Annotated in this window: 16 protein-coding genes; 8 read left to right on the forward strand and 8 right to left on the reverse strand. The window is 30.0% G+C overall.

The features are described from left to right. Positions 1-10: 10 nt before the first annotated feature. Positions 11-547, reverse strand: a complete 537-nt coding sequence (locus tag LQ688_RS03635) for a GNAT family N-acetyltransferase (protein ID WP_239752628.1) — start codon at positions 545-547, stop codon at positions 11-13. Positions 548-740: 193 nt separating this feature from the next. Between LQ688_RS03635 and LQ688_RS03640 the strand changes: the two genes are divergently transcribed. Then, the gene (locus LQ688_RS03640) at positions 741-1391 is read left to right on the forward strand and encodes a peptidoglycan recognition protein family protein (RefSeq protein WP_239752631.1); all 651 of its coding nucleotides are present in this window, start codon (positions 741-743) and stop codon (positions 1389-1391) included. A 138-nt stretch (positions 1392-1529) separates the two neighbouring features. Continuing rightward, positions 1530-1745: a LysM peptidoglycan-binding domain-containing protein gene (locus LQ688_RS03645; protein WP_239752633.1), complete on the forward strand. Its 216-nt coding sequence runs from the start codon at positions 1530-1532 to the stop codon at positions 1743-1745. A 65-nt stretch (positions 1746-1810) separates the two neighbouring features. On the opposite strand, the gene LQ688_RS03650 is transcribed toward LQ688_RS03645, so the two are convergent. Then, complete coding sequence (locus LQ688_RS03650) at positions 1811-2308, reverse strand: GNAT family N-acetyltransferase (protein WP_017000748.1); 498 nt, start codon at positions 2306-2308, stop codon at positions 1811-1813. Between the two features lie 91 nt (positions 2309-2399). Next, positions 2400-3362: an arsenic resistance protein gene (locus LQ688_RS03655; RefSeq protein WP_239724788.1), complete on the reverse strand. Its 963-nt coding sequence runs from the start codon at positions 3360-3362 to the stop codon at positions 2400-2402. 123 nt (positions 3363-3485) lie between these two features. On the opposite strand from LQ688_RS03655, the gene LQ688_RS03660 reads away from it, so the two are divergent. Beyond that, the gene (locus LQ688_RS03660) at positions 3486-4235 is read left to right on the forward strand and encodes a hypothetical protein (RefSeq protein ID WP_017000745.1); all 750 of its coding nucleotides are present in this window, start codon (positions 3486-3488) and stop codon (positions 4233-4235) included. A 124-nt stretch (positions 4236-4359) separates the two neighbouring features. Continuing rightward, the gene (locus LQ688_RS03665; protein WP_239724787.1) at positions 4360-4911 is read left to right on the forward strand and encodes an NADH-quinone oxidoreductase subunit J; all 552 of its coding nucleotides are present in this window, start codon (positions 4360-4362) and stop codon (positions 4909-4911) included. 32 nt (positions 4912-4943) lie between these two features. On the opposite strand, the gene LQ688_RS03670 is transcribed toward LQ688_RS03665, so the two are convergent. The 4 genes from LQ688_RS03670 to LQ688_RS03685 are packed head-to-tail and all read right to left on the reverse strand — an operon-like array spanning position 4944 to position 8867. After that, positions 4944-5858, reverse strand: coding sequence for a CobW family GTP-binding protein (locus LQ688_RS03670; protein ID WP_239703767.1), 915 nt, complete (start codon positions 5856-5858; stop codon positions 4944-4946). A 13-nt stretch (positions 5859-5871) separates the two neighbouring features. Further along, on the reverse strand, positions 5872-6408 hold the full coding sequence (gene dcd / locus LQ688_RS03675) for a dCTP deaminase (protein WP_017000739.1): 537 nt from the start codon (positions 6406-6408) through the stop codon (positions 5872-5874). 12 nt (positions 6409-6420) lie between these two features. Beyond that, positions 6421-7752 carry a nucleoside recognition domain-containing protein gene (locus tag LQ688_RS03680; protein ID WP_239752635.1) on the reverse strand — a complete coding sequence of 444 codons (1332 nt, stop codon included), beginning with the start codon at positions 7750-7752 and terminating at the stop codon, positions 6421-6423. Continuing rightward, positions 7746-8867: an NAD(P)/FAD-dependent oxidoreductase gene (locus LQ688_RS03685; RefSeq protein ID WP_239752636.1), complete on the reverse strand. Its 1122-nt coding sequence runs from the start codon at positions 8865-8867 to the stop codon at positions 7746-7748. Before LQ688_RS03685 ends, LQ688_RS03680 begins: the two co-directional genes overlap by 7 nt. Before the next feature lie 294 nt (positions 8868-9161). Between LQ688_RS03685 and rpsN the strand changes: the two genes are divergently transcribed. The 4 genes from rpsN to LQ688_RS03705 all read left to right on the forward strand — a co-directional run bounded on the left by rpsN (position 9162) and on the right by LQ688_RS03705 (position 11996). Further along, complete coding sequence (gene rpsN / locus LQ688_RS03690) at positions 9162-9431, forward strand: 30S ribosomal protein S14 (RefSeq protein ID WP_017000733.1); 270 nt, start codon at positions 9162-9164, stop codon at positions 9429-9431. 49 nt (positions 9432-9480) lie between these two features. After that, positions 9481-10674 carry a GTP-binding protein gene (locus LQ688_RS03695; RefSeq protein ID WP_017000731.1) on the forward strand — a complete coding sequence of 398 codons (1194 nt, stop codon included), beginning with the start codon at positions 9481-9483 and terminating at the stop codon, positions 10672-10674. A gap of 295 nt (positions 10675-10969) precedes the next feature. Further along, on the forward strand, positions 10970-11482 hold the full coding sequence (locus tag LQ688_RS03700; protein ID WP_017000729.1) for a GrpB family protein: 513 nt from the start codon (positions 10970-10972) through the stop codon (positions 11480-11482). Between the two features lie 13 nt (positions 11483-11495). Next, positions 11496-11996 (forward strand): GNAT family N-acetyltransferase, encoded by a 501-nt coding sequence (locus tag LQ688_RS03705; protein WP_239752637.1) that lies wholly within the window; start codon positions 11496-11498, stop codon positions 11994-11996. Between the two features lie 87 nt (positions 11997-12083). On the opposite strand, the gene LQ688_RS03710 is transcribed toward LQ688_RS03705, so the two are convergent. After that, positions 12084-12503, reverse strand: a complete 420-nt coding sequence (locus LQ688_RS03710) for a YolD-like family protein (RefSeq protein WP_017000726.1) — start codon at positions 12501-12503, stop codon at positions 12084-12086. Positions 12504-12511 lie beyond the last annotated feature (8 nt).

Genomic DNA, 12511 nt, shown 5'->3' on the forward strand with positions numbered 1-12511 from the left:
TGTAAAACACTTAATTACTCTTTTCCCATTCTTCTCTTAATAATCCCATGCGAATAGAATCATAATAACAACCATTATAATATCTCACTTTTCTTATTTTAGCTTCCATAGACATACCAAGCTTTTCACCAATTCTTATCATACTTTTATTTCCAGACCATGTTGTATAGCCTACACGTACTATATTTAAAGTGTTAAATAAATGTTCTATCCATATACTCATAACTTTTGTACCTATACCCTTACCCCAAGTATGTGGTTGATGAAGAGTAATACCCATTTCTAGCCATCTAGAAGGTTCGTGTTCCCAGTAGTATGAAACTGTGCCTATTACATCATCATCATATATGACAGCCTTCTTATTAGGCACATTTACCCAAGTGTCTCTCAGCTTTAAAAATTCCTCAAATGACATTGTTTCATGTTTGAAATAGGGAGCATCCCATTTTTTCCATTCGGGGTTTTCTTCTTTAAATGCTAAAGACCAAATTATATATAAATCATCTTCTTTAATAGGCCTTATAAATAACTTTTGTGTTGAATTCATAACTTACCTCATTTCTATATCAATATTAAATGTAATTATACAATATAATGTTGTTTCTTGAATATGAGTTATAAAAATAAAAAACAAAATATTTCAAACATGTTAATTAATAATTACAAATATTAATATCCTGTATTAATTAATATTATTTTATCATACAATGTTCAAAGAACTTTAATGAAGGAGGATTATTATGAAGTATAAATTTGGAACGGTATTAATTTTGACATCTGGTTTATTGCTTTCTCAATCTGGTTTGGATGTGAATGCTGAAGAATCTAATGAGGCGAGTAATAGTCAAACTGAAAATACAAGTAAATCAATTAACTTCGAAGAGGCTCAAAAAATGAAGCCGAAAGAACTTACGAATTTACTAACGGATGAAGATTTAGAGTTACATAATAAAGTTGCTGAGCATGGTTCTACTGAAATGAGATCAAAGAAAAGTACGAACGAAGCTTATCAAGATGTAAATAATTACATTGAGAAAAATAACATAAAGCCATCGAATATTACTCAAGATTCTAGAATGGATAGCTTACCAAAATATGATTTTAAATCTGATGAATTTATTGGTGTAGTTATTCATGAAACATCTAATCCTAGTAGTACAATCGATGATGAAATTAATTATATGTATAATAATTATGAGAGTGCATTTGTGCATGCATATGCAGGTAGTAATAAAATAGTACAAACAGCATCAAGTGACTATTTAGCGTGGGGTGCAGGTGCTAAAGCGAATCCTTACTTTTACCAAATAGAATTAGCACAAGCAAGTACGTTTGATGAGTTTGCTAAATCAGTAAATAATCAAGCATATTTAACAGCTGAAATGCTTTAACAAAATGGTTTAAAACCATCATTAGCAGATAATAATGAAGGTACTGGTACTGTAATCAGTCATAATGCCATCAGTGAATATTGGGGTGGAACAGACCACACGGATCCTATCAATTACTTTAGTCAATGGGGATACGATATGGATCAGTTCTATAAACTTGTAGAAAAACATTATAATGGAACGAATGAAACAGATAATGAAGAGACTATAAGTGGTGATACACATAAAGTAGTTTCAGGAGATACATTATATAATATTTCTAAACGAAGCGGTGTAAGTGTAGATAAACTTAAAGAATTAAATGATTTAAGTTCAAATGACTTAACAGTAGGACAAGAATTAAAGTTAAAATAATTAAATAAAGCTAATAAGATTAAACAGCTCTAAACGTAAGAAAACCTTACGTTTAGAGCTGTTTTTTATGAAATATATTCACATTTTAATAAAGCCATTAAAAAAGCGTCTTTATATTTACCTTTAGCATAAAAGTGTTCTCTTAATAGACCTTCTTTTTTAAATCCGTAACTTTCATATATATGTATAGCTTTTTCATTATCTTGGTCTACATATAAATAAACTTTATGCATGTTTAAAATATCAAACGCGTAACTTGTAGCATTATCAAAGGCAAATTTAGCATATCCTTTGCCACCGAATTCTGGTTTAATAATAATTTGAATTTCACAGTTACGGTGAATATAATCAATTTCTACAAGTTCAACAATCCCTACAATCTGTTTATCATCTTCAACTATAAATCTTCTTTCAGATTCATCAAGTAAATGTTTATCAAACAAATACTGAAGCTCAGTTAACGATTCATATGGTTCTTCAAACCAATATGACATGATTGAATATTCATTGTTTAATTCGTGTACAAAAGGTAAGTCATTAGATTCTAATGCTCTAACTCTCAAGATTTCACTCCTAATTATTCATAATATAACTCTATTATTACACGACTTCATTAAATAACAAAATAAAGTTATTAAGATATTAAAAAATAATTTATTTGATGAATTTTTTTATGACGCGTATATAAACTAATTCACCAATTAATTCAACAACTGTTTGTGTCACAATTACTACCGTAACGATAGCAGACCATTCTTTAGGTAACGAAAGAGCTAAAGGTAATACAACTAAAGCATTTCTTGTACTAGAACTGAATGCTAAAGTTCTTTTTAAATCAACAGGTAGTGCAAAAAGTTTTCCTGTAAATGACCCAATGAATGGAGCGATAACCATAAAGCAAATATAAATAGGAATAACTGTAATAACATTATCCAAATCATGAGTTAACGTAGAAATATGAGAGGCAATAACCACCATTAAAACAAGTGCCATAAAAGGAACAGGAAGCCATTCAGTTAAATTCAAACACTTTTTCATTTGGATAGATTTTTGACTCGCTAGTTGTAAAATCAGGACTAAAATAAATGGAATTAAAATTAATAAAACAAACGTTTCAATAAATGGTCCTAATTTTATATATTGAGAGAAGTCTTGTCTTAAAAATAATATAAAATAAACAGGCAACAAGACAAACTGTACAATAAACAATATTGGAGTAGAGATTAGCATGTACTGAGCGTCACCTTTACCTAGTTTAGTGAAGACGATGACATAATCAATGCATGGTGTCAGTAAAACAAGATAAACACCAATTAAAATGGGTATAGATGTCACATTGAAAAGAGACACAAGTATAAAAACAAAAATAGGTATTAAAATAAAATTCGAAACAAGTAGCGCTAAAACATATTTAAAATCTAATAGTTTATCTTTAAGGTTTAAAAACGGTATTTGAGCAAACATGCTAAATAATAATATAGCTAAAAAAAGTGAAATAAAAGGCTCAAACAGATTTTTTAAATCACCAAACGATAAACCTAAAACAGCACCACAAATCAAGAAAATAATATAAATATAAATCTGTTTAACCTCTAAAAATGATTTAATATGCTGCATAAAAATCTCCTTCAAAATATCATTTCAATTATATATAAGTTTACCAAAAATAATGAGAATGTATTATGGTATATTAAAAATGAATAGAATTTGTTAAATAACTTTAAAAAGTCGGTGGTAGATATGAAAAGTATATATATGTTAGATAGTTTAGATACGAATGTAGAAGTTGAAAAATTAGCAAGATATTTTTATAACGAAATTAAAATCTATGTTGAAAAATTAAAAATAGAATATGAATTAAAAGATGAACCAGCACATATTATTTGGACTAGTAAGTATGTAATGGAAAATGTGTTACAAAAAAATATCCCAGCTTATACTAATGAAAAAGGTGTTTTTATAAGTATAGACTTAGATAGCTGGAAAGAATTTTTAACAGAAGCAATCCAAGACGATATGAGTGTTGATACAAAAACATTTTTCGATCATTATTTGAAGAAGGAAATTTTATGTATATTAGGGCATGAAATAACACATCACTGTGATTTTTTCTTGTCTGATTTTGACGATGAAGATGTTTCTTCAGATGATTTATGGTTTGAAGAAGGACTAGTTATGTTCTTACCGAGATTTTATTTTTATACAGAAGAAGAATTTAGCAAAATATATAATCTTGAATTAGAATTATTCAATTATTATAAAGAACGTTATGATGAAAAATATTTAGAGGCTTTCACATATGATTTGTATGAAAATGAAGATACAAATTCAATTATGTTTCATTATTGGAAAAGTTTTTTAGCAATCACTGATTTAGTATTTAATCATTACAACAAAAATATACATCTATTAATTGAAGATTATCATAGTTGGGATAAAGGAGGACGTAATCAAAGGTTGAGTGAATATTTGTATAAAATCAAAAATTGAGATACTTTAAACTCGCTATGAAAACGTGTTCTTTCGGTTTTTGAAACAAAATAAATGACATTTGTTTACAGTAGGTCTAATATAAACTGATGTAAAAACGAAAAAATCAAGGGAGTAATGAAAAATGGAAAGTTTTATATTTAGCGTTTTAGGAATTATAGTATTAATAGCTTTTTGTGCAGCGTTAGGTACAACTGTGGTTAAAGCGATTAAAGATACTAGGTTTAGAGTTCCGTTGCTAAGTACCATTGTATTATTCTTTTTAACTTTAGGTTGTATTGTTGGCGTTGTATCTACTGAGCCAAACCAAGATCGTGATTCAACTTTTAATATGGATGGTAATGTGGCACAAGCTCAAGCTGATCACTTCAATCAAGAGAAAATGAATCATTCTATTGAGATTGATCATGATAAGTTCAATAATGAAACTTATGATCATGATCAATTATTAAAAGTAACGAATGCAAAGGTTAAGAAAATTAGCAAGAATGAAGTAGGGAATAAGGTTGTGGAAGTAGTAAAAGAAAGTGGTAATAGTACAGAATCTTATTTTATTATTGATTACGACCATAAATTGCTAGAAGAAGGTAAAACTTATACGTTTTATGGTAAAGAAGATTTGAAATTTGACGAGAATAGCCAAGTGCATGGTCTAAATGTTTGGAAAGTAGAATAATATAAAATCCAATTTATAAAAAAAGCATCTCATCATTTACTTTGATGAGATGCTTTTTTTATTTCATTAGGGGAAAATACCGCTTCTTTATTCAAATTATCGCCAATCAATATTAAGTAATCATCGATATTAATGTTATATTGTTCTATCCTTAGGTTATCATTTGAAACTTGGATTAAATATTTATTTGGATCGTTTTTAAATGTAATAAAGCCTTTAATTCTATAGATGTTATTAGGTAAATCTTTTAACCATGTTTTAAAACCTTCCATCATAATTGGTTCTGTTAATGGATAATATTTATGGAAAACATGACCATGATGATGTGCGTCGTGTTGTGTAACCTTTAAATCTCGATTAGATTTTGTAAAATGACTAAAATGGATATTTCCAAATGTCGTAGAAAAGATATCCGCTTCTGTATAGTCTTCTTGTATAGATTTCATTGTGTTTATAGCGTCATCTGTATCCATCATGTCGATTTTGTTTAATACAATATCGTGACAATATTTAAGTTGTATATCTATCAGTTGTTGTGTTTGTTCAGTATAAGAAGAAAGGTGTTGATAAGCCGGTAAATCCACAATGCCAATAATTGTTCTTATTGTTGAAAATGGCGCAAGTACCGGTGTTAAGCATGCATCTAATACTTCAAGTGGATGGGCGATGCCGCTACATTCTATAAATACGACATCTGGTTGGTATTCTAAATAAACTTGGTGTAATTGTGTTGCAACATCTTCTTTCATAACACAACATATGCATCCATTTATCATTTCACTTATTGGAACGTCAGATTGAATGAGCTCAGTATCAATGCTACGTTTTCCGAATTCATTCATAATGACTGCTGATTTTTTATTTTCTTGTTGAACATCATTGATTAAACTATTCAACATCGTCGTTTTGCCGCTTCCTAAAAATCCGGTTATAATTACAATTTCCATTTAAAAGCCACCTTTATTTTGGGTCTTTATCCATATAAACTTTACTACCTGTTGTATTCTTTTGTCCTTGATATTTACCATTGTAAGCATGATTAGCAGGAGAACGTGTTTGTGCGAGAACTAATTGACATATACGCTGATTAACATTTATTTCTAATGCAAAATCGTTCGCGTTGAATAACTCTAATGTAATTTGTCCAGCAAATCCTGGATCAACCCATCCTGCGTTTTGTATGAATAAACCAGCTCTTCCTATAGAACTTCTTCCTTCTACAAATCCTGTTATATCATTCGGTAACTCAATATACTCAACAGTAGTTGCTAAGACAAAGGATTTAGCAGGTATGGTGAATTTCTCTGCGTGAATCTCGTTGTACTCTATAGCTGTTGATAAAGGCTGCACACCACTTTTAGGTGTTTTAGGTAAAAGGAAATGATTGCCTAATGTTAAATCGATAGAAGCGGGTTCAATAAACGCTTCATGGAAAGGTGTAATTTTTAATTTTTCTTCGTTGATATATTGCTTTATATCTTGATCCGATAATATCAAGGTTTAATCCCCCTATAATAAATTTAAAATTAATACTGTAATGAAGAAACAAATCGTTGCAGTTACCATCTGTTTGCCAACGATTTTAATGCCTTCTAGCCAACCTAAACTTTTAATTATCATCGTAATTGTTACTGAACAAGCAGAAAAAGTCGAACTAAATAATATAAGTAAGAAAGCACTTTTTAACGAAATAGATTGTAGTATAGCTCCATGATTCATATTAAATAAAAGCATGCCGTCTTTTCTGATCATTGAAAAAAGAATGCCTGTAGACATTTCTTTAGGTACGTTAATTGCTTGTAATATGATATTGAATATATTTGAGACATAAACAAGTATAGGTGTCATAGATAATAAACTTGCTATGATGCATATTACGAAGAATATAGGTAAAGCTTGAACGAGAAAAGACTTAATTGTATCCATAGATTGAAGCCATATAGCTTTTATAGAAGGCTTTCTTACTTTATCTAATACAAAATAATGTGTAGGTAATATAGACTTTGGAGACCATAGTTTTATATGTATGATTCCACCTATAAAGACAATTAAAATATAAGGCATAAAGAGCCAAGGTGCGTTCATCACACTAAAAAGTGATAAAGTTGCACCAATTTGATAACTGCATGATGAACCGAAACTTATTAAACTAATGCAATTGCTTTTACTACAAGCACTACAATCATGGTTGGCTCTTAATACTGCAGCTGAGTTACAACCGAACCCTTCAATCACTGGTACAATATCGTAACCGGTTAAACCAACTTTAGTCATAATTGGATCGATTGACCATACGATATAAGATTTTAAATGACTTTCACTCACAATGTTTGTAGAAATACTAATGAATATGACAACTGGTAACGCCCAGACGACAGAATAAATGCCAAGGGATAGTAGCCCATAATCACCGAACAATATATCATTTAAAAATTCTGATTGAAAGTGTAGACTGTTAGATGTAAAACTAAGAAAACTTTCCATCCAGTTGTTTTGAACAAAGCTTGAAAGATAAAAAGATATATAAATAGGTAACATAAACATTAAAATAATAAGTAATAATGATGATGTCATATCTTTCAATGTAGGAACTCGACGCAACTTTTCTTTTCTAAGTAATTCTAGTTCTGAAATGATATCTTTAGTTTCAGAACGATTTTCTATGATGTTTTTATGTGATTCATCTAATGTTAAATTTAATTTTTTCTTAATAATAAAGTTTTTGAAAGACATTTTTTGTTCAGTTGTCAGTTTATTTAAATGCTTTACAACAATATAATGTTTTTCATTAGGTATATTAGAAAATGGCCCATCTTTTAAATTGTATTCCACTCTTAACATGAGCAATCAACTTCGCAGCAAGAATAATCATCTAAATACATTTGATTATTCTTATAAAATTCAATTGCATCTTCATTTGCTTCTATGCCTTCTCTTTCACAAACAAGGTTAGCTAATACTGCAAAGCGTGTTCTAAATTTATAAATGTAGCAAAGAATGACATCTTGATGTTTAACTGTATCTCCAATTAGGAATATATTTTGATTAATTGTTGATTCATCATCGTCAGTTAATTCATAACTATTCCCGTTATTTTCAAATAGAATATTTGTTAACGGATTATTTTGAACAGGGTTAAAGCCAGTAGCTAAAATTGGTTCATTTGCAACAGTTATACTTCGTGTTTGATTTTCAAACCTTATTGTATATTGATTATTTATGAAATCAATTTCCTCTATAGAATAGTTTGAGTGTAGTTTAATAGGATAACCTTGTTCTACTAACTCAACATAACGCTGATGCGTGTATGGCGAAAGTCTAACGCTTGGGTCAGGATCTTGTTGGTCGTAGCTTGTAGAATTTGTGTATATATCGACTTTCTTACCTAAAAGGGCTAAGTGTATTGCAGCATCGAAGCCACTTTCATTTCCTCCTATTATAGTAGCAGTTTCTCCTTCAACATTTGAAAAATTCTTTATCTCACAGTAATGAACACCATGTTTAAATGGTTTATGTGGAAATGAGAAATTACCTGTTCCTATAAAAATATAATCTGCTTTAAAACCTTTCTTTTCTGTACTTATAGTATATGAATCATTTTGTTCATCAGTTGAAATATCGATGACTTCTGTATGTTCCTTTATATTTAACTCATATATTTGAGTAAGTGCATTTAAATATTGAGCGTATTCAAATCCTGAAATATGTTCCTTTTTAAATGTGAATGCTGGAGAGCTATGTGGTGTAATAGCATTGATGTCTGGTGTACCAAATCCATTTGTGGTAAAAGATGGCGTAATAAATCGAGTAGTATCTGGCCAATTAATGAATGATTCACCAACTTTACCTTTATCTAAAATCATGACATCTTTCAAACCAAGTTCTTTTAGAGCAATAGCCATACCGATTCCAGAAGGGCCGGCACCAATTATTATTGCTTTAAATGTATCTTTCATATTATACACTTCCTAAATCGTAATAACTACGTTTTGTATAATAGTAAAGTATCATCTTTGAAGTAGGTAAGCAAGTTTAAAATTATTGAAATTGAAAGAAATGAAATTTTCTACTTGCAAAAGTTGGAATTATGTTTTATAGTTAAAGCGTAGTCATTACGATTTACCTCCGAGAGATTACGTGGCTACTTCATTTACTTTATTTAATATACGATTTCAAGCCAACTTCTTTGTTGGCTTATTTATTTCATTATTCACATTATGTTCAATAATAATTTAAAAGGAGTTATATACATGGCAAAAAAATCTAAAATAGCAAAAGAACAAAAACGTATTCAAATGGTAGAGAAATATAGAGAAAAAAGAGAAGAATTAAAAGCAAATAAAGACTACGAAGGTTTAAAAAAACTTCCTAGAGACGCATCACCTACGCGTATTACACGTAGATGTCAAGTTACTGGTAGACCTAGAGGTGTATACAGAAAATTTGGTATGTCTAGAATTGCTTTAAGAGAATATGCGCACAAAGGTCAAATTCCTGGCGTGAAAAAATCAAGTTGGTAAGCAACTGTGTGATTTGGGCATAAGCAATTAGAAAGTAGGGGGAAACAAATTGAATAAAATACCTGTAACTGTACTAAGTGGATATTTAGGTTCAGGAAAAACGACGTTATTAAACAACATCTTAAAAAATAGAGAAGGTTTAAAAATAGCGGTCATCGTAAACGATATGAGTGAAATCAATATAGATAAAGATTTAGTCATAGAAGGTGGGGGTATTTCTAGAACTGATGAAAAACTCGTCGAACTTTCTAATGGCTGTATTTGTTGTACATTAAGAGAAGATTTATTAGTAGAAGTACAAAAAATAGCAGAACGTGGAGATGTAGACCAAATTGTAATTGAATCAACAGGTATTTCAGAACCCGTACCAGTTGCTCAAACATTCTCATATATTGACGATGAACTAGGTATCGATTTAACAAGCATTTGTCGATTAGATACTATGGTAACAGTAGTCGATGCGCACCGCTTCATTAACGATATGCGCTCTGAAGATTTATTAACTGATAGAGATCAAGGTGTTAGTGAAGAAGACGAAAGATCAATTTCTGATTTATTAATAGATCAAATTGAATTTTGTGACGTGTTGATTCTAAATAAAACAGACTTAGTGGACAAAAAAGATTTAGATCAACTAGAGAATGTATTAAGAAAATTACAACCAACCGCTAAATTTATAAAAACAAACTTTGCTGATGTACCAATTAAAGAGGTTGTTAACACAGGCTTATTTAATTTTGAAAAGGCGAGTAATTCTGCCGGTTGGATTAAAGAATTGACTGAAGGCGGTCATGCTAGTCATACACCAGAAACTGAAGAATACGGTATTTCATCATTTGCATACAGAAGACGTTTACCTTTCCATGCTGATAGATTTAATAAATGGATGGAAAATATGCAAGGGAATATCATCAGAGCAAAAGGTATTGTATGGTTAGCACAATATAATCACGTAGCTTGTCTATTTTCACAAGCAGGTTCATTCGTTAACATCCATCCAATAACATATTGGGTTGATGCAATGAGTGAAGCACAAAAAAATGAAATACTAAGTGAAAGACCTGAAGTAAAAGCAAATTGGGATCCAGAATATGGAGATAGAGAAACACAATTTGTTATTATCGGCAGTGATTTAGACGTTGATGAAATTACAAAATCATTAGATGAATGTCTCATTAATGCAGATGAAATAGATCAAGACTGGTCACAATTAAAAGATCCATATAGTTGGGTATTACAATAAAACTTATGAAATAGGAAAGAATCCGAGACAAAAGCACGCTCGGGTTCTTTTTTTATGGAATAATTTATTTCTCATACTCTTTTTTTGTACATAATGGTAATATTGGTGGAAATAGATTCATAATGTATAAAAATATCTTCGAAAGAAGTAGTGAAACGTGAAACATATGAAGAAACGAATTTGTCTATTAAAAATTCAAAGTTTATTGAAATAAACAAGTTACTAGATAATTTAAGTTGACCAAATAGAACTAAAGAACTTATTTTATGTTATTTATTAAATAAGGGGTGATCATTTGAAGATTAGGTTAAGTTCATATAAAGAAAGTTGGAAAAGTCTTTATCAAAATGAGTGTAAAAATTTAGAGGGAATTTTAGGAGATTTAATTATTCAGTTTGAGCATTTTGGAAGTACTTCTATTGAAGGGATGAAAGCTAAACCAGTTATCGATATGATGGTTATAGTACGTGATATTCAAAAGGTCGATCAGTTTAACTCATTATTTATAAACTTAGGTTACGAAGTAGCGGGAGAATGGGGTATTAGTGGCAGAAGACTATTAAGAAAAGGCGGAGAAAACAGAACCCATCATATACATATATATGAACAAGGAAATAAAGAAATAGAAAGACATATCATTTTTAGAGATTATTTGAGAGTAAATGAAAAGGTTGCCCAAGAATATAGCCACTACAAAGAAATGTTAGCAAGTAAATACCATGACACACGAGAATACAGTAAAGCTAAAAAAGATTACGTGAGAAATATTGAAAAAGAAGCTTTGATGTGGTTTGACAATCTGAAATAGGAGGCGATTTATATTGAAAATTCGTAAAATAAATAAAACTGATGCCATTGAATTTAGGGAGCTTAGATTATTAGCTTTGCAAACTGATGCCCAAGCTTTTGCTTCTTTGTATGAAGATGAGGTTGAATATCCTTTTAGTAGATTTGAACAACGTTTAGAAAGTACTGATTCTAAATTTACATATGGTGGATTTAGAAATGATGAACTTGTATGTGTTGCAACATTTTATAGAGAAGGTGTTAAAAAGCTACAACATAAAGGGAACATAGTCGCTATGTATTGTAAAGAAAAGGATAGGGGGAGTGGTGTTTCTGAAAGCGTAGTGAAAGAACTTATAAAAGAAGCATCTAGTATAGAAAGATTAAAAGTGATTGATTTAACAGTTTTATCTATGAATGATAGAGCGATTCAATTTTATAAAAAATTAGGTTTTGAAAGATTTGCAACTGAACCGATGGCTATTTATGATGGAAAGCAATATTATGATGAAGATATGATGCGATTTTATTTATAGAAGGTTCGATAAAACAAAATTATCGAACCGTAAAAACCTAAAAACGACAAAAAAGAATCGCTGGTATCTACAGGCGATTCTTTTTCATTATTCTATTCCTAATATACAGTCCATATCTAAGTACATGACTTGTTTATTTTCTTGATTAATAACTTGTAGCATATTAATTTCGGAGTTGAATTTATGTATTTCACATTTCACTTGTTTAATATAGCCATTGTGCCAATATTTAATTTCGCAATTTGGATTATAGAAAATTTTCTCCGCTAATACATGGTTTAAATCAGCTAGCGCGGATTCATCAAGTGTAGGTTTTTCTATCTTTGTTTGATCTTTAATATATTGTGAGATTTCTTCGAATTGCTGTGGCATTGTCGCAAATGGCGCCCATTTAATCATTCCTCTTCCTTGAGGAATTCTCGGATTTAAATATTCTCTTGGAATATTTCTGTAATCTGTCTCATTTTGAAATTCTTCAGGCATATCTGGATTAATTATTTTTACCACATTATCAT

Origin of the sequence: Mammaliicoccus sp. J-M40 (assembly GCF_022386395.1) — a bacterium.
Taxonomy (GTDB): domain Bacteria; phylum Bacillota; class Bacilli; order Staphylococcales; family Staphylococcaceae; genus Mammaliicoccus; species Mammaliicoccus lentus.

What these genes read in the sequence shown, in the direction of transcription:
- LQ688_RS03635 (WP_239752628.1), bottom strand. Translation starts at nt 547, where the DNA reads ATGAATTCAACACAAAAGTTATTTATAAGGCCTATTAAAGAAGATGAT.
- LQ688_RS03640 (WP_239752631.1), top strand. Translation starts at nt 741, where the DNA reads ATGAAGTATAAATTTGGAACGGTATTAATTTTGACATCTGGTTTATTG.
- LQ688_RS03645 (WP_239752633.1), top strand. Translation starts at nt 1,530, where the DNA reads ATGGATCAGTTCTATAAACTTGTAGAAAAACATTATAATGGAACGAAT.
- LQ688_RS03655 (WP_239724788.1), bottom strand. Translation starts at nt 3,362, where the DNA reads ATGCAGCATATTAAATCATTTTTAGAGGTTAAACAGATTTATATTTAT.
- LQ688_RS03660 (WP_017000745.1), top strand. Translation starts at nt 3,486, where the DNA reads ATGAAAAGTATATATATGTTAGATAGTTTAGATACGAATGTAGAAGTT.
- LQ688_RS03665 (WP_239724787.1), top strand. Translation starts at nt 4,360, where the DNA reads ATGGAAAGTTTTATATTTAGCGTTTTAGGAATTATAGTATTAATAGCT.
- LQ688_RS03670 (WP_239703767.1), bottom strand. Translation starts at nt 5,858, where the DNA reads ATGGAAATTGTAATTATAACCGGATTTTTAGGAAGCGGCAAAACGACG.
- LQ688_RS03680 (WP_239752635.1), bottom strand. Translation starts at nt 7,752, where the DNA reads ATGTTAAGAGTGGAATACAATTTAAAAGATGGGCCATTTTCTAATATA.
- LQ688_RS03685 (WP_239752636.1), bottom strand. Translation starts at nt 8,867, where the DNA reads ATGAAAGATACATTTAAAGCAATAATAATTGGTGCCGGCCCTTCTGGA.
- rpsN (WP_017000733.1), top strand. Translation starts at nt 9,162, where the DNA reads ATGGCAAAAAAATCTAAAATAGCAAAAGAACAAAAACGTATTCAAATG.